Annotated in this window: 17 protein-coding genes and 1 pseudogene; 8 read left to right on the top strand and 10 right to left on the bottom strand. The window is 69.2% G+C overall.

Annotated elements, in window-relative coordinates; genetic code table 11:
* The first annotated feature begins 39 nt into the window (after nt 1–39).
* Nucleotides 40–1,065, top strand: a complete 1,026-nt coding sequence (locus BMW26_RS01280) for a LacI family DNA-binding transcriptional regulator (protein WP_053098481.1) — start codon at nt 40–42, stop codon at nt 1,063–1,065.
* A 117-nt stretch (nt 1,066–1,182) separates the two neighbouring features.
* Nucleotides 1,183–1,935, top strand: a complete 753-nt coding sequence (locus BMW26_RS01275; protein WP_053098474.1) for an SDR family NAD(P)-dependent oxidoreductase — start codon at nt 1,183–1,185, stop codon at nt 1,933–1,935.
* A 275-nt stretch (nt 1,936–2,210) separates the two neighbouring features.
* Here BMW26_RS01275 and BMW26_RS01270 read toward each other — a convergent pair whose 3' ends face one another.
* The 4 genes from BMW26_RS01270 to BMW26_RS01255 all read right to left on the bottom strand — a co-directional run bounded on the left by BMW26_RS01270 (nt 2,211) and on the right by BMW26_RS01255 (nt 4,678).
* Complete coding sequence (locus BMW26_RS01270) at nt 2,211–3,434, bottom strand: MFS transporter (protein WP_072590531.1); 1,224 nt, start codon at nt 3,432–3,434, stop codon at nt 2,211–2,213.
* Nucleotides 3,435–3,532: 98 nt separating this feature from the next.
* A complete protein-coding gene (locus BMW26_RS01265) occupies nt 3,533–3,823 on the bottom strand; it encodes a hypothetical protein (RefSeq protein ID WP_157557383.1) in 291 nt (96 codons plus the stop codon).
* Between the two features lie 3 nt (nt 3,824–3,826).
* Nucleotides 3,827–4,156: a DUF7882 family protein gene (locus BMW26_RS01260; protein ID WP_056276200.1), complete on the bottom strand. Its 330-nt coding sequence runs from the start codon at nt 4,154–4,156 to the stop codon at nt 3,827–3,829.
* A 72-nt stretch (nt 4,157–4,228) separates the two neighbouring features.
* Nucleotides 4,229–4,678 carry a MarR family winged helix-turn-helix transcriptional regulator gene (locus tag BMW26_RS01255; protein ID WP_056276197.1) on the bottom strand — a complete coding sequence of 150 codons (450 nt, stop codon included), beginning with the start codon at nt 4,676–4,678 and terminating at the stop codon, nt 4,229–4,231.
* Nucleotides 4,679–4,801: 123 nt separating this feature from the next.
* Between BMW26_RS01255 and BMW26_RS01250 the strand changes: the two genes are divergently transcribed.
* Entirely contained in the window at nt 4,802–5,053 is a 252-nt protein-coding gene (locus BMW26_RS01250; RefSeq protein ID WP_053098457.1) for a hypothetical protein, read from the top strand.
* Nucleotides 5,053–5,610 (top strand): MarR family winged helix-turn-helix transcriptional regulator, encoded by a 558-nt coding sequence (locus tag BMW26_RS01245; RefSeq protein ID WP_053098456.1) that lies wholly within the window; start codon nt 5,053–5,055, stop codon nt 5,608–5,610. Before BMW26_RS01250 ends, BMW26_RS01245 begins: the two co-directional genes overlap by 1 nt.
* Nucleotides 5,611–5,625: 15 nt before the next feature.
* Here BMW26_RS01245 and BMW26_RS01240 read toward each other — a convergent pair whose 3' ends face one another.
* The 3 genes from BMW26_RS01240 to BMW26_RS01230 all read right to left on the bottom strand — a co-directional run bounded on the left by BMW26_RS01240 (nt 5,626) and on the right by BMW26_RS01230 (nt 7,780).
* A complete protein-coding gene (locus tag BMW26_RS01240; protein WP_072590529.1) occupies nt 5,626–7,203 on the bottom strand; it encodes an MFS transporter in 1,578 nt (525 codons plus the stop codon).
* A gap of 98 nt (nt 7,204–7,301) precedes the next feature.
* Complete coding sequence (locus tag BMW26_RS01235; RefSeq protein ID WP_072590528.1) at nt 7,302–7,475, bottom strand: CsbD family protein; 174 nt, start codon at nt 7,473–7,475, stop codon at nt 7,302–7,304.
* Nucleotides 7,476–7,531: 56 nt separating this feature from the next.
* Complete coding sequence (locus tag BMW26_RS01230) at nt 7,532–7,780, bottom strand: hypothetical protein (RefSeq protein ID WP_056276194.1); 249 nt, start codon at nt 7,778–7,780, stop codon at nt 7,532–7,534.
* A 91-nt stretch (nt 7,781–7,871) separates the two neighbouring features.
* Between BMW26_RS01230 and BMW26_RS01225 the strand changes: the two genes are divergently transcribed.
* Nucleotides 7,872–9,506 carry an SDR family oxidoreductase gene (locus BMW26_RS01225; protein ID WP_072590527.1) on the top strand — a complete coding sequence of 545 codons (1,635 nt, stop codon included), beginning with the start codon at nt 7,872–7,874 and terminating at the stop codon, nt 9,504–9,506.
* Nucleotides 9,507–10,010: 504 nt separating this feature from the next.
* On the opposite strand, the gene BMW26_RS01220 is transcribed toward BMW26_RS01225, so the two are convergent.
* From BMW26_RS01220 to BMW26_RS01210, 3 genes are all read right to left on the bottom strand, one after another.
* Nucleotides 10,011–12,086, bottom strand: coding sequence for a BCCT family transporter (locus tag BMW26_RS01220; RefSeq protein ID WP_232224520.1), 2,076 nt, complete (start codon nt 12,084–12,086; stop codon nt 10,011–10,013).
* A gap of 177 nt (nt 12,087–12,263) precedes the next feature.
* Nucleotides 12,264–13,952 carry an ABC1 kinase family protein gene (locus BMW26_RS01215; protein ID WP_053098453.1) on the bottom strand — a complete coding sequence of 563 codons (1,689 nt, stop codon included), beginning with the start codon at nt 13,950–13,952 and terminating at the stop codon, nt 12,264–12,266.
* Nucleotides 13,953–13,976: 24 nt separating this feature from the next.
* On the bottom strand, nt 13,977–14,564 hold the full coding sequence (locus BMW26_RS01210) for a PadR family transcriptional regulator (RefSeq protein ID WP_053098452.1): 588 nt from the start codon (nt 14,562–14,564) through the stop codon (nt 13,977–13,979).
* Nucleotides 14,565–14,729: 165 nt separating this feature from the next.
* Here BMW26_RS01210 and BMW26_RS01205 point away from each other — a divergent pair, with 165 nt between their 5' ends.
* The 3 genes and pseudogenes from BMW26_RS01205 to BMW26_RS17850 all read left to right on the top strand — a co-directional run bounded on the left by BMW26_RS01205 (nt 14,730) and on the right by BMW26_RS17850 (nt 16,290).
* Nucleotides 14,730–15,107 carry a YciI family protein gene (locus BMW26_RS01205; RefSeq protein WP_072590526.1) on the top strand — a complete coding sequence of 126 codons (378 nt, stop codon included), beginning with the start codon at nt 14,730–14,732 and terminating at the stop codon, nt 15,105–15,107.
* Nucleotides 15,104–15,850: pseudogene (locus BMW26_RS18070) on the top strand (DUF6596 domain-containing protein); the annotation flags it as partial. The gene BMW26_RS01205 and the pseudogene BMW26_RS18070, both read left to right, overlap by 4 nt.
* Before the next feature lie 161 nt (nt 15,851–16,011).
* Nucleotides 16,012–16,290 (top strand): hypothetical protein, encoded by a 279-nt coding sequence (locus BMW26_RS17850; RefSeq protein ID WP_232224576.1) that lies wholly within the window; start codon nt 16,012–16,014, stop codon nt 16,288–16,290.
* Nucleotides 16,291–16,402 lie beyond the last annotated feature (112 nt).

Raw genomic sequence — 16,402 nt, 5'->3', positions numbered from 1 at the left:
CCACTGCCTATGCTGGATCGCAGCGACTGGAGGACGCCGATGCCGAAGAGAGTGGATCGCAGACCGACGCTCGCCGACGTCGCGGCGCTCTCGGGCATGTCGAAGGCCTCGGTGAGTATGATCCTCAACGATCGACCGGGTTCGCGACTCTCCGTCGACGCGGCGCGACGGGTCAAGGCCGCCGCCGAGGAGCTGGGCTATCGCCCGAATCCCGCGGCTCAGAGCCTGCGCCTGGGCAAGACGAAGACGCTGGGTTTCATCTCCGACCAGATCACCGTCACCCGCTACGCCTCCGAGATGATCCGCGGCCTGCTGTCAGCGGCGAAGGAGCACGGCCACACCGTCCTCATCGCCGAGACCGAGGGCGACGACGCGACCATCGCCGACGAGATCCAGGCGATGATCGACCGCCGGGTCGACGGCATCCTGATCGGCCTCCTCGGCGCCCGCATGATCGAGGTGCCCGAGACGCCCGCAGACGTCCCCGTCGTGATCGTCAACGGCACGTCGACGACGGGTCACCCCTCGGTCCTGCCCGACGAGCGCGTCGCGGGCCACGCGATGGCGCGCCTGCTCACCGATGCCGGGCATCGCCGTGTCGGCGTGATCGGCAACAATCCCCGTGCGGTCTCGTCCCCCGTGTACTCCGTGACCATCGGCTCGCGATTCGACGGCATCCGCGCCGCGTTCGCCGAGGCGGGCGTCGATCCGCTCATCATCGACGTCCCCGAGTGGAACCCCGACATCGGATACACGCGGACCCTGCAGATGCTCGACGCGCACCCTGACCTCACGGCGATCCTGGCGGGCAACGACGGCGTGGCGTTCGGCACGTACCAGGCGATCGCCGAGCGAGGGCTGAGGGTGCCGGACGACATCTCGGTCGCCTCCTTCGACGACGAGGAGCTCGCCAGCTTCCAGCGGCCGGGGCTCACGACCGCCCGGCTCCCGTACGACGTGATGGGTCGCACAGCGGTCGAGATGCTGCTCGGCGAGCGGCCGCTCGACGCCGTGCTGATCCCCATGCCGGTCATCGAGCGGGCGTCGATCCGCCGCGTGAGCTGACGGCACGGATCCATTCACGTGCATCCATCTCCCTGAGACAGGCATAGGCTGGAGACCTAGGACGGACCGTCCGAGAAGATCTCCCGGCACCGTGACCGTCCGGAAGAGGAGTCACTCGTGGCTCAGTACGACGTCTCGAACCGCTCGGCGATCGTGACGGGAGCAGGCAGCGGAATCGGACGCTCGACCGCTCTGCTGCTCGCCCAGAACGGCGCCTCCGTCGTCGTCAACGACCTGAACGCGGACAACGCGAACGCGGTCGTCGAGGAGATCCGCGCCGCCGGCGGCATCGCCGAGGCATCCGTCGGAGACGCGACGGACACCGACTGGATCGCCAGCTCGGTCGAGCTCGCGAACACGCTCGCCCCGCTGCGCATCGGCGTGAACAACGCCGGCATCGGCGGCGCATCCGCTCCCACTGCCGAGTACGACGACGCCGCGTGGGACAAGGTCATCTCGATCAACCTCAACGCCGTGTTCCGCAACATGAAGGCGCAGATCCCCTCGATCCTCGCGAACGGCGGCGGCTCCGTCGTCAACATCGCGTCGATCCTCGGCAGCGTCGGCTTCGCGAACTCCCCCGCCTACGTCGCCGCCAAGCACGCCGTCGTGGGCATGACCAAGTCGGCCGCCCTCGAGTACTCCGCCCAGGGCGTGCGCGTGAACTCGGTCGGCCCCGGCTTCATCGACACCCCCCTGCTCGCCACCATGGGCGACGAGGCCAAGGCGTTCCTCGTGAGCAAGCACCCGATCGGTCGCCTCGGCCAGCCCGACGAGGTCGCGAACCTCATCGCCTTCCTCGCCAGCGACGCCGCCAGCTTCATCACCGGCAGCTACCACCTCGTCGACGGCGGCTACACCGCCCCCTGAGGCTCAGTCGCCACGCGCCGCTGTCCGCGCCGCGCCGTTTGCAGGACGAAAACACGGATGCAGGGCGAGATCGACCATCTCGCCCTGCATCCGCGCTTCTGTCCTGCATCCGGCACCGACCTACCCGTCGGCACCGGATCAGGCCACCCGACGCCCCTCCGTCACCCGAGACGGTCCAACCGCAGGGTCGCCGTGGCGCTGTGCGCGGCCATGCCCTCGGAGTCCGAGATCACCTGCACGGCGTGCGCGAGCTCGGGCGTGGCCGACCCGAACTGCTACTCCCGAACCCTGCGCTTCTCGAGCACGCCGGCGAGAAGCACCGCGACCAGAGCCGCAGCCGGGGCCACGATCAACCCGGCCCGCAGGCTCTCGGTGTCGGCGATGAACCCGACGATCGGCGGTGAGAGCAGGAAGCCGAGCCGCAGCAGCCACGACACGACCGTGAGCCCCACTCCCGGTCGCAGGCCGGGCAGTTCGTCCGCCGCATGCATGGCGGCGGGGATGAGCGTCGCGATGCCGAAGCCGACGGCGGCGAATCCGGCGATGGTTCCCGGCACGCTCGGGAAGATGAGCGCGAGTGTCATGCCCGCTGCGGCGATCAGTCCTCCGACGCGGGCCACCGCGCGCTGCCCGAACCGGTCGGTCATGCCGTCGCCCAGCATCCGGCCGATGAACTGTGCGCCGACGAGCGCGATGAATCCGAGCGGCGCGATGGCGGCCGCGGCGCCGAGCGATTCACTCAGATAGAGAGTCGCCCACGAGTTGCCGGCGTCTTCGGCCACGGCACCCGCCATCGCGATGAGCGTGAGCGCGATGATGATCATCACGGTGCGAGGGCTGACTCCGCGGCGCACGGCGCCGCCCAGCTCGACCGGCTCGGCCGTCGCCTCCGCATCCGCCTCCTCATCGCGTCCGGGCAGGCAGAACCAGAGCGCGGTGAAGGCGACGGCCGCGAACACCGCGGTCGAGATGCCGAGATGCACGCCGAGCGGCAGCTGCAGGGCGATCGCGGCCGCGGCCATGCCTCCGCCGAGAACCGCGCCGATCGACCAGATGGCGTGGAACGAGTTGATGATCGAGCGGCCGTATCGCCGCTGCACGCGCAGACCGTGCGCGTTCTGGGCGACGTCCGTGATCGCGTCGGATGCCCCGCCGAGCAGAAGGGCGACGGCGAAGAGGATGCCGGAGGGCGCCAGTGCGGCCGCGAGCAGGCCGAGCCCCGTGGCGATCGTGCCGAACACGGCGATCCGCGCCGAGCCGAATCGACGGATCAGCACGGCGGCGAGAAGACCCGCGGCGATCGCGCCGGCAGGGAAGGCCGCGATCGCGAGGCCGTACCCGGCGTTGTCGAGCCCCAGAGCAGCCTTGATCTCGGGGTAGCGGGGCAGGATGTTGGCGAACAGTGCGCCGTTCGTGAGGAACAGCGCCGAGACCGCGATGCGCGCTCGGCGCGACGCCTGGTCGACAGCAGGCCGTCGAATCGATTCGATCGAAGTCATAGCAACGACCGTACACGTCGAAGGACGCCGTCGAGGGACGCCGTCGAAAATCGCCTTCCGCGTCGCGTATGCCACCCGTGCGGCGATCGCGATCGACCTCAGTGGAGCTGCGGTTCGCCCTGTGCGATCTCTTCGGCGATCACGGATGCCGCAGCGACCGCTGCCTTGGCGGCATCCAGGTCGTCGAACTGGCCGATGAAGTCGGACTGCGCTCCGAAAGCCCGAAAGCCCTCACGCGGCGTCCCCGTGATCGATCCGAGGAACTGGCGCCGGTCATTGCCGACGTGGAAGCCGGGATCGACCTCGACCCACAGCCCTCGCGTCCGCGAGGCGCCTCGCACCCGCGCGCTCGTCGCCGCCTTCGCGGCATTTCTGATTCGTACGGACATGGCTCACGCAGTCATCGCGTGCAGCACACGCGACCCCGTGAGCGCCGGAGCGAAGTCACCTCGGGTGAGGTCGAGCCCGCCGGCCGAGTTCGCCGCGTTCATCATCGAGACCACCAGCGAGCGGTCGATGCTCGGCTCCTCGTCCATGGCGAACCGGAGGGGGATGGAGGCGTGCACCCAGAGCGTCTCGACGGCGCCGTCGCCGATCGAGAGGGTCAGGGGGAAGGACTCGTTGCGCCGCAGCTTGGTCACGATCACCAGCCGCAGGTGAGTCAGCAGCTCGTCGTCGATCTCGATCGGTGCGGCGGTGCTTCCGTAGGTCAGGTAACCCATGTTCTCTCCCTCACGCTCAGACTGGCTTGAGAAATAGATTACTAGGTTACCTAGCTAAATCCCAGTCGGACGTCAGGGAAGGTCGCCGATCTCTTCCGTCAAGCGGTGCAGGAACCGTGAGATCGCATCGGTCTGCTCGGGCGTGAACTCGTCGGCGAGGGCGGCGATGCGCTGCGTGAGCTCGTCGCCGGGCGAGTGGAGATCGCGCAGAGAGGGTCGCAGAACCTTCGATCGCGCGTCAGCCGGATGCGGGGCGACGACGATCTGGCCGCGCTCCTGCAAACGGCGCAGCAGGCTCGTGATCGCGGCCGTGCTCACGTTCAGGTGCGCAGCGAGTCCTCCCGGGGTCGCGGGAGCATCCGCCGGCGCCTCCGTGATGTACCTCATGGCCTCACGATCGGTGTCATTGGGCGCGCGCAGCGCGGCGAGACGACGGCCCAGCTGCGCCTCGGCGCGACGGAGTTCGTCGACCCGAGCGACGAGATCGGTCGACGTCGTTCTGATGTCGGTCCTGCTGGCCATGTGTCACCCCCTGACCCCTCCATGCTACTCGAAAGACAGGTAACGAGGTGGCCTAGCGAATTCCAATGCCACCAGGGACTCTGATCGGGTGCGAAGATAGAACACGGGCAGGAAAGGGACGTCATGGTCGAGCGATTCACACTCGGGGATGCGGGGTACATCATGTACGCCGACATGCTCGATCGCCTGCGAGCGCGGTTCCCGTCGGTTCCCGCCTGGCGGCTCGACCAGATCGTGGCCGCCGAGCACGACGCCATCACGGGCGGACTGCTGCGGATCGTCCCTGCCGAGGTCGAAGCCGGCGCGATCGAGATGCTCGCGCGCGAGCATGGAGAGAACGAGGGATCCCTGAGCGATGACGGCGAGGTGGCGTGATGGAGCGCTCTGAAGAATTCGGCCGATCGGGGTACTGGTACCCCGACTCCGACAGCGCGAGCACGGTCGACGTGCTCAACATGCTCCGCCGCTACCGCTCGGCCGAGACCGCCATGCGAGCCCGCACCAGGGCGTCGATGGGCATGAACGAGACCGACCTGGTCGCGCTGCGATTCCTGCTGCGCGAGCAGCGGGCCGGCCGCATCGTGCGCCCGATCGACATCGCCCGCATGCTCGACATCTCCACGGCGTCGACGACGACCCTCATCGACCGTCTCGAGAAGGGCGGGCACGCGAAGCGCGAGCCGCACCCGACCGATCGCCGCGCCGGGGTCGTCGTGCCCACCGTCAGCAGCGACGACGAGGTGCGCGAGACCCTCGGCGCGATGCACCGGCGGATGCTGTCGCTCGTCGACGAGATGAGCGACCGCGAGCGTGGCATCGTGACGCGATTCCTCGCCGGCATGACCTCGGCCATCGAAGAGGCGTCGGATCTCGATCAGGAGCTGCGCGACGTCATCCGCTCGCACGAGGAGTCCGAGCCCTCCGGCGAGTGATCCCTCCGCCGCGGGTCAGGCCTTCTCGACCTGATCCTCGACCCGAGCGCCGGCTTCTCCGTCGTCGTCCACGGCGTTCTCGAGGCGTTCGGGGAACAGCTCGTCGAGGTCGAGGTCGGGGTTCTCCTCCTGCGTCTCGACCAGTTCCACGGCCTCCTCGATCGTCTGCACGCTCGGCATCGCACCCGGCAGCGGCCTGCGCGCCGACTCCTTGAGCACCACCACGGCGATGAAGCCGGCGATCGAGGTGCCGATCACGTAGAACGCCGGAGCCAGCGACGATCCGGTCATCTGCACGAGCGCCTCCATCACGACCGGAGCCGTGCCCGCGAACAGGGCGACGGCGAGGTTGTACGAGATGCCCATGCCGCCGTAGCGCGACGACGTCGGGAAGAGCGCGGGCAGAGACGAGGCGAGGTTGGCCACATAGAAGGTCACGGGGAAGGCGAGCAGCACCAGGCCGAGGAGCGTCGACCAGATCTCCCCGTGCATCATGAACAGGAACGATGGCACGGCCAGCACGATCGCCGAGATCGAGCCGATGAACAGCACCTTGCGGCGCCCGATGCGGTCGGAGAGCTTTCCGGTCAGCGGGATGCAGAGCGCCATCGCCACGAGCACGGGAAGGGTGAGCAGAGTGCCGTGCACCTCGTCGTAGCCCAGGGTTCCGGTGAGGTACGTGGGCATGTAGGAGGTGAGGGCGTAGCCCACGGTGTTGGCGGCGGCGACGAGCACGAACGCCGTCAGCAGCTCGCGCCAGTATGCGCGGATCAATGCGAGCACGCCCTTGGGCGCATCCGCCGACGCCTGTGCGTCGTCGGCCGCGCGCTTCGCCGAGTCCTGTGCCTCCTGGAATGCCGGGGTGTCCTCGATCTTCAGCCGGAAGTAGATCGCGATCAGTCCGAGCGGAAGCGCGACGAGGAACGGGATGCGCCAGGCGAAGCCCTGCATGACCTCGGCCGACAGCGTCAGCTGCAGGATCGAGACGAAGGCGGCGCCGATGGCGAAGCCCATGTACGAGCCGAGGTCGAGCAGGGAGGCATAGAAGCCGCGGCGCCGGTCGGGCGCGTACTCGGTGATGAAGGTCGTGGCGCCCGCGTACTCGCCGCCGGTCGAGAAGCCCTGCGCGAGCTTGAGCACGATCAGCAGGATCGGCGCCCAGACGCCGATGACCGAGAAGTCGGGGAGCACGCCGATGAGGAATGTGGCCGCGGCCATCATGATCAGCGTGAAGGCCAGCACGCGCTGACGGCCGAGTCGATCGCCGAGCTGGCCGAGCACGATGCCGCCGAGCGGACGGGCGACGAAGGTCACCGCGAAGACGCCGAGCGAGAAGAGCGACTGCGCCCCGGCGGATGCGTCCGGCAGGAACGCCCGCCCGATGATCACCGCGAGATAACCGTAGACGCCGATGTCGTACCACTCCATGAGATTGCCGACCACGGTGCCGGCGACCGCGCGGCGGAGCATCGGGCGGTCGACGACGGTGACGTCCTCAACCGTGAGCCGACGAGGCTCTGCCGCGGCGGGACGCAGCCGTCGCAGCAGGCGCTGCCACAGGTTCGGCGTGTCATTGTTCAGGCGGTCGGACATGCTGTCTCCCTCTCTCTCGCCGCACGACCATCGCAGGTCGGGCCGCACAGAAGGCGGGGAGGTGGCTCGCGCCACCTCCCCGCCGTTGCTCACCGGTGTCAGTTGTTGAACGCGTCCTTCACGTTCTCTCCGGCCTTCTTGACGTCGGCCTTCGCCTGGTCGGCGCGGCCCTCCGCCTCGAGCTTCTCGTTGTCGGTCACCTTGCCGACGGCCTCCTTCGCCTTGCCGGCGAGGTCCTGAGCGGTGTTCTTGATCTTGTCATCGAGTCCCATGGGGGCTCCTCTCTCTTATCAGCGGTGGTCTGTGGTCGAGCGCCCGCGCCGTGGGGTCACAGGGGGATGTCGAGGGCGGATGCCGCCAGCGGCAGAGTGCCGGCGGCGATGACCGCGATGAGGCCGACGACTCCGGCGGACTTCCAGAACGGCGTGCGCGATGCGGGGAGCGGGCCGCTGCGGAGCCCGGTGGAGCGGCCGACAGCAGCACGTGCCGACAGCGGGGCGACGTCGACAGGACCGTTCGGCAGGATTCGCCGAGACCGGAGCTCACGACGGGTGGGGTACTGCGTGGCTGTCGACATGTGATCACCTTCCTCCGCCAAAAGATTACTAGATGAACTAGTCAATCGCCAGCCTAGTGAAATTTCCGGTCATCACGCCTACGCTCGACACATGACCGAGCTCACCCAGCCCACCGGGCACGAAGAGGCCCTGCGCGCCCTCCCCCGCGAAGACGGATCGGCGCCTCGCGCGTTGGTGCTCGGCGCCACGGGATACATCGGCGGGCGGCTGACGCCTCGTCTGCTGAACGCCGGATACCGGGTGCGCGCACTGGCCCGGGACGCCGCGCGCGCGGCATCCTTCCCATGGGGTGCCGACTGCGAGATCGTCGAGGGCTCGGCTGACGACGCGGACGCCGTGGCCGAGGCCATGCGCGATGTCGACGTGGTCTACTACCTGATCCACTCGATGACGGCGGGCAAGGGGTTCGAGGAGAGCGACGAACGAGCGGCCACCACGGTGGCGGATGCCGCGGCGAAGGCCGGCGTGCGCCGCATCGTGTATCTCGGCGGACTGCATCCCGACGACGTGAAGCTCTCGCCTCATCTGCGCTCCCGGGTGCGGGTGGGCGAGATCTTCCTCGAGTCGGGCGTTCCGACGCTCGTGCTGCAGGCGGGCGTCGTGATCGGCTCCGGTTCCGCATCGTTCGAGATGATCCGGCACCTGACCGACGTGCTGCCGTACATGCCGGCGCCGAAATGGGTGCGCAACCGCATCCAGCCGATCGCGGTGCGCGACGTGCTGCACTACCTGCTGGGCGCCGCGCGCGTCGATGACAGCGTCAACCGCGCCGCCGACATCGGCGGACCCGACGTGCTGCGCTACGGCCAGATGATGAACGGCTATGCGCTCGAGGCGGGTCTGCGCCAGCGCGCGATCGCCGCCCTGCCGGTGCTCACTCCGGGACTCGCATCGCACTGGGTGAACCTGGTGACCCCGGTTCCGCGATCGATCGCGCGCCCGCTCGTCGCGTCGCTGCAGAACGAGTGCATCGTGAAGGATCGCGCGATCGATGACCTGATCCCCCGCCCGGACGGCGGGCTGACCCCGTATCGGACCGCCGTCTCGATGGCGCTGGGCCGCCTCGACGCCGACACCATCGAGACGAGCTGGCAGGATGCCGAGGTCTCGGGCGCCCCGAGCGACCCGCTGCCCAGCGACCCGGACTGGGCGGGACGCACCGTCTTCACCGACACCCGCAAGCTGAAGACGTCGGCCCCGGTCGACGGACTGTGGCGGGTGATCATCGGCATCGGCGGGTCGAACGGCTGGTATTCGTCGAAGTTCCTCTGGGCGGTGCGCGGCTGGATGGACCGGCTCGTCGGCGGAGTCGGGCTCCGCCGCGGACGCCGCAGCAAGGCCGAGGCGCGGGTCGGTGATGCGATCGACTTCTGGCGCGTCGAAGCCGTCGAGGAGCCCGGCCGCAAGACCGACTCATCGCCCGCGAGCGGCGGACTGCTGCGGTTGCGCGCCGAGATGAAGGTGCCGGGCGAGGCCTGGCTCGAGCTGCGCGCACTGCCCGACGGCGACGGATCCCGCTACGAGCAGCGGGCGGTCTTCTTCCCCCGCGGGCTCGCGGGACGGCTGTACTGGCTGGCCGTGCTGCCGTTCCACGGTTTCATCTTCGCGGGCATGGCGGCGAAGATCACCGCCGCGGCATCCGTCCCCGGCGAGACGGTCGCGCCCGGTGTCGGCGAGGCGGGTGTCGGCGAGGCGGCCCCGACTGAGACGGCCCCCGTCGCCTGAGCCTCTGGGCCCACGCGCGAGGTGTATGCGGGGCCACTTCGACACCGGGACTCACGTGCGGGGCCACTTTCGCAGCGGAAGCGGCCGATTCGGATGCGCTACTGACCCCGCACCGCGATGGAACCCGCGGGTAGGGGCAACCTCACTCCCCCAGCCCGCGTGGCGGGGCCACTTTGGCATCCGGACCCACGCGCGAGGTGCGTGCGGGGCCAATTCGGCACCCGGACCCACGCGCGAGGTGTATGCGGGGCCACTTCGACACCGGGACTCACGTGCGGGGCCACTTTCGCAGCGGAAACGGTCGATTCGGATGCGCTACTGACCCCGCACCGCGATGGAACCCGCGGGTAGGGGCAACCTCACTCCCCACCCACATGGCGGGGCCACTTCGGCACCGGGGCTCACGTGCGGGGCACTTTCGCAGCGGAAACGGCCGATTCGGATGCGTTACTGACCCCGCACCGGGCCGGGGCGGCGCGGGCGGGGTCAACAATGCGACTGACGTCAGGAAGGACGCTCGGCGAGGCCCGCAGGGTCGCCCCCGTCATCCGACCCGGCGTCCGCGGCCGCACCCGCACTCGCATCGCCGGCCGCACTCGCGTCGCCGGTCGCACTCGCATCGCCGGCCGCACTCGCGTCGCCGGCATCGGCATCGGCATCCGCAGCGCCACCACCGGCGTTGGGGATGATGTCGATCGCCTCGGTCGCGGTCGCGTAGACCTCGGCGAGGCTGTCGTCGACGTCGGCCTCATCGATCCAGGCGAGGTCGTCTTCGGAGTGGTCGTACTCGACAGGCACGAGCGCGAAGTCGTCGCCGTACTCCTCGAGTCCGGCCATGACGCTGTGGCGAACGGCCATGCGGGCATAGCGCTCGCGCAGGATCATGGGGTCGCGTCGCAGATCCTTCATGAACGCGACCATCATGAAGGCCATGATCACCGCGAACGGCAGCGCCGCGATGATCGTGACGTTCTGCAGCGACTTCAGGCCGCTGCCCTCTTCGCCGGTGACGAGCAGCACCGCCGCGATCACTCCGACCAGGACTCCCCAGACGACGGCGACCCAGCGCGACGGCTCGGGGCGGCCCTGCTGCGAGAGCGTCCCCATGACGAGCGAGGCCGAATCGGCGCCGGTGATGAAGAAGATCGAGATCAGCAGGATGAGCACGATGCTGGTGATCAGCGGGAACGGCAGGTTCTCGAGCACGCCGAAGAGCACCTCTTCGGGCGGGTCGACCGTGAGCCCTGCCCCGTTCATCTGCTGCTGGATCGCCGTGGTTCCGAAGATCGCGAACCAGATGAGCGAGATCGCGGCCGGAACCAGGATGACGACGGAGACGAACTGGCGCAGCGTGCGGCCCCGCGAGATCTTGGCGATGAACATGCCCACGAACGGCGACCAGGAGATCCACCATGCCCAGTAGAAGATCGTCCAGCTCGACAGGAACATCTGCGCCTCGTCGCCCTGCGACGCCGACCGCGCGACCATCTCGGGCAGGTCACCGAGGAACTGCACGGCGACCGAGGGGATGACGTTGAGGATCAGCAGCGTCGGTCCGACGAAGAAGACGAAGAATGCGAGCAGCAGCGCGACGACCGCGTTGATGTTCGACAGCGCGCGGATGCCCTTCGAGACGCCCGAGACCGCCGAGGCGATGAAGCAGGCGGTGAGCACGGCGATGGCCGCGATGAGCACGCCGTTGCCGAGCTCGCCGATGCCGCTGACGATCTCGACGCCGTGGCCGATCTGCAGGGCTCCCAGGCCGAGTGACGCGGCGGTGCCGAAGAGGGTGACGATGATCGAGAAGATGTCGATCGTGCGACCGAGGGGTCCGGTGGTGCGGCCCTCGCCGAGCAGCGGCGCGAAGATCGACGAGATCAGGGGCGTGCGGCCACGACGGAACGCCCCGTACGCGATCGCGCCGCCGACCAGCGCGTAGAAGGCCCACGCCTGCGGGCCCCAGTGGTAGAGCACCTGCGCCTGCGCCGTGTGCATGGCCTCGAGGGTGTTCGCCTCGACCGTTCCGGGCGGCGGGTTCTCGAAGAAGGTGAGCGGCTCGGCGGCGCCCCAGAAGACGAGACCGATGCCCATTCCGGCGGCGAAGAGCATCGAGATCCACGAGAACATCGAGAATTCGGGCTCTTCGTCGTCGCGGCCCAGGGGAATGCGTCCGTAGCGGCTGAAGCCGACGAAGAGCATGAAGACCAGGATGACGGTGGCGATCGTAGTGAAGAAGAAGCCGAAGTACTCGACGACCCACCCGAGCACGGTCGAGGTCGTGCCCGAGAGGTTGTCACCCGCGAACACGCCCCACGCGATGAACGCGAGGGTCAGCGCGACGGCGATGCCGAAGACGAGCGGATCGGTGCGGTAGGTGCGTCCGGTCTCTTCGACCGAGACGCCGGGCACGAGCGCCGGGTGAACGCCGCGCGGCGGAACCGCGGCGATGTCGCGCACGATCTTCTGCGCGGTCTCGGTGGCCTTCGCGGCCTGCCTGATCGCGGCGGTGGAGGTCTTCGGAGGGTCGTTCCTCGTGGGCGTCTTCTCGTCCGGAGTGTCCATGAGAACCCATTCTCCCATGCCGGCATTCTGCGACCTGGACGGAAAGGCCAGATGAACGGGTCGATCCGCGGCGCTCCGGGGCCGTACACGCCGGGCGGATGCCGGATGCTCCGGGTTCTCCGGGCGCATCAGCGCGAGCACCAGGACGCGTCAGCGCGAGCACCAGGGCGCATCAGCGCGAGCACTCCGGGCGCATCAGCGCGAGCGACGACCGCCGAACACCGAGTGCAGCAGGGGCAGCGCCGAGACGCAGATGAGGGTGATGCCGAGCGGCGGCAGCGGCGTGACGAGCAGCGCGCCTCCGACGAGCATCGCGGCGAACAGCACGCCCGATCCGATGCGGCGGGCGATGCCCTCGAGCCGGTCGAGGCGGCGCTCGAGGGCCGAGGTGTCGAAGGTGACGTTGCCGTCGTCGACGCGGGTGATGATCGCGTCGATCCGCTTCGGCAGGCGGTAGGTGACGGCGGCGGTCTCCATGGCCTGCTGCGCCATGTCCTGCATGAGGTTGCCCGACTCGTCGCGCAGCAGGCGGCCGGCGTAGGGCTCGGCGGCGTCCCACACGTTGAACGACGGGTCGAGGCTCGAGCACATGCCCGAAGTCAGCGACACCGCACGGATGAGCAGCAGCATGTTCTCGGGCAGCTGGAGCGGAAGCGAGCGCACCATGTCGCCGAACTCGTCGGCGAAGTCGGTGAACTCCCGAGGGTCGACCTTGCTGAGCTCTGCGAAGCCCATGCCGCCGAAGCGGGCGAACAGCGCGCGGAGCGCCCGCTCGAGCTCGGCGGTGTCGGCGGAGGGCAGCAGCACGCCGATCTCCTGGGCCGCTGTGACCAGGCCTCGACTGTCGCGACCGGCGACCGCGATCAGCAGGGTGCGCAGACCGTCGCGGAGGTTGTCGGGCACCTCGGCCATCATCCCGAAGTCGATGAAGGTGAGGCGGAAGTTGCGGCCGGTCGTCGAGTCGGCCTCCGGTGTCACGAAGATGTTGCCCGGGTGCGGGTCGGCGTGCACGAAGCTGTGCGTGAACACCTGGTCGAACATGACCTCGGCGAACACATCGGCGACCTCGGCCGGATCGATGCCGGCTGCCCGCAGAGCATCCGTGTCGTTGATCTTGATCGCGGTGACGTCCGAGAGCGTGAGCACGCGCCGGGTCGACCGCTCCCAGACGATCTCGGGGGCGCTGACGCGCGGGTCGCCGGCGAAGTTCTCACGAAAGCGCTCGGCGCTGGCGGCCTCGTGCAGGTAGTCGATCTCCTCGAGGCTGGTCTGCGCGAACTCCTCGACGAGGCCGGGAGCGTCGACCCGATCGGCGACCAGTCGGACGCGCATCGCCCAGCGGGCGACGCGGCGGAGTGCCGCGAGGTCGACCGCGACGATCTCGTCGATGCCGGGGCGCTGCACCTTGACGACGACGTCGCCGAGACCGGTGTCGACGGCATCCTGTGCGGAGAGGCGGGCCCGGTGCGCCTGGCCGAGGGATGCCGCAGCCACCGGCGTCTCATCGAACCAGGCGTAGGCCTCCGCGAGCGGACGGCCGAGTTCGGCCTCGGCGGCCGCGCGGATGTCGGCGAACGGCACGGCCGGGACCTCGTCCTGCAGTCCCTCGAGCTCCTTCGTGATCTCGGGCGGCAGCACGTCGAGGCGTGACGACATGAACTGCCCGACCTTGATCATGAGGCCGCCGAGTTCGACCGCGAGCACGTGGAACCGCTTCGCGAAGCGCTGCATGCGCGGCGCCCGGGTGCGCTCGGCGATCGAGCTCATGCCGAAGCGCGGCAGCACGAGCTCGAACCACCAGACCTTGAGGAACTCGCGCGCCGCGAACGACAGGATGCGGCGGTACCGGGCACGATGGGCGCCCTGCGCCGCAGCATCCGTCATGTGTCGTCCCTGTGTCGTGTGCGATCAGTCCTGAGCGAGGATCGAGTACAGCCTACGGCGGGCCTCGTCGAGGATCTCGACCGCCTGCTGCACCTGCTCGGTGCTGCCGCTGCGACCGACGGCCGCGGCTGCCGCCGCGAGGTCGACGCCCGCCTTGGGCAGTGCGCTGTAGCGGGGGTTGTCGTGCGAGCCCTCGCTCTTCGACTGCGACTCCCACGGAGCGGGGGTCTCGGTGTGCTCGGCGGCGACGGCGCGGCCGGCCTCGGTGAGCGAGTAGGTCTTGCGACCGTTCTGCTCCTGAGCCTCGATCAGGCCCTCGTCGGCCAGCAGCTGCAGGGTGGGGTAGACCGAGCCTGCGCTCGGCTTCCACGATCCGCCGCTGCGATCGGCGATCTCGTTGATGATCTGGTAGCCGTGCATCGGCTTCTCGGTGAGCAGCGACAGCACCGCGGTGCGGACGTCGCCCTTCGCCATGCGCGAGCCGCCGCTGGGGCGCTGCTCGAAGGACTTGCGGAGCTGCTCCATGGCATCGAAGATCGCGGATGCGGGTCCGCCCTGGCCCGAGCCGAAGCCGGATCCGCCGAACGGGTTCGAGGGGAATGCGTTGTTCATGATGACCTCCCGGAAGTGGTGAGCGATAGTCAACGATATATCGTTAAGGCTGAATGTGGGGTGGGAGTCTCGGCGCGGAAGGCGAACTTCGGCGGATGTGTCGATCGACCTGCTGCTCGATCGTCATCTCTCTGTACGCTGACCGTCGAACAGTGAGGAAGAGACATGCGCTACACACTGCTGTTGCACTACGAAGAGCTCGATGCCGAGACTCTGGGCGCCGAGGCGCTCGCAGAGGGCCAGGCCGCATTCGCGAGCTACGCCACCACCCTGCAGTCGGCAGGGGTGCTCGTCTCGGCCGAGGTCCTGCAGCCGTCGGCCGTCAGCACCACCGTTCGCGTGCGCGATGACGCGCTGCAGGTGCAGGACGGCCCGTTCGCCGACACGAAAGAGCAGCTCGGCGGCACGGTCGTCATCGACGTGCCCGACCTGGATGCCGCGATCGGATTCGCCCGCCAGGCCCCGCCGGCGTTCTGGGGTGCGGTCGAGATCCGCCCGGGTGCCGTGTTCACGGTCGACGGCGTCTGGACTCCGAACCGATGATCCCCGAGGGGGTCCGGGCCGCTGCAGAGAGTGCGGCGCGGACCTCCTACGGCCGGCTGGTCGCGCTGCTCGCGGCGCGGTCCGGCGACCTCGCACTCGCCGAGGACTCCCTTGCGGGAGCGTTCGAAGAGGCGCTGCGGCGCTGGCCGGATGCCGGAGTGCCCGACAACCCGGAAGGGTGGTTGATGACCGTGGCGAGGAACAGGCTGCGCGATATGTGGAAGTCGGCCGCGGCGACGGCATCCGCTCCCCTCGCCGAGGAGAGCGCTCGCGTCGATCCGCTCGCCGACCACGATCCGCTCGCGATCGGCGACAAGCGACTCGAGCTGCTGTTCGTGTGCGCGCATCCGGCGATCGACCCGGCCGTGCGCGCCCCGCTCATGCTCCAGACCGTGCTCGGATTCGAGGCGGCCGAGGTCGCGCGCGCGTTCGCCGTTCCGGCGACGGCGATGGCACAGCGCCTGGTGCGGGCGAAGCGACGCATCAGAGATGCCCGCATCCCGTTCGCGATTCCGGACCGCCGCTCGATGCCCGAACGATTGCCCGCTGTGCTGGAGGCGGTCTACGGATGCGCCGCGCTCACCTGGCGCGGCGACGCCGAGTCGATGGCGGGCGAGGCGCAGTACCTGGCCGCCACTCTGGCGGGTCTTCTCGAGGACGAGCCCGAGGCGTGGGGGCTGGCCGCCCTCACGACGCTGACTCTCGCGCGGCGCTCTCGCGAGTTCATCCCCCTCGACGAGCAGGATCCTCAGACCTGGGATGCGGCCCTGATCGCCGAGGGCGAGGCGTACCTGCGGCGAGCGCGGCCGACCGGTGCGCCGGGACGATTCCAACTCGAGGCGGCGATCCAGGCGGTGCACTGCGACCGGCTGCGCACGGGGCAACCGATTGGGACTCGCTGCGGATGCTGTACGCCGCGCTTCTCGCGGTCGCTCCGACCCTCGGTGCCCGGGTCGCGGCCGCCGTCGTCACCGCGCGCATCGACGGAGCGGAGGCGGGCCTCGCCGCGCTCCCGGCCCATGCAGAGGGATTCCAGCCGTACTGGGCGGCTCGAGCGGGGCTGCTCGCCGAGGCCGGACAGGATGCCGGTGAGGCCTACGCGCGGGCGATCGCGCTCGCCGACGACGACGGCGTCATCGGCTTCCTCCGTGGCCGCGCGGCGGTCCACGCACGATCCCACTGACACGCACAGCACGCACACGCCGCACGCACTGCACGCACACGGCGCTGAAAGCAAGCCCCGTGCGCTCCATAGCCGACGATGTTTGACTGCCGTCGATGTCGTCTTCCCCTGC

The sequence above is a fragment of the Microbacterium sp. 1.5R genome (assembly GCF_001889265.1).
Classification (GTDB): Bacteria; Actinomycetota; Actinomycetes; order Actinomycetales; family Microbacteriaceae; genus Microbacterium.
The sequence above is the reverse complement of the archived record's forward strand: the minus strand, read 5'-3'. Positions and strand labels throughout refer to the sequence as shown.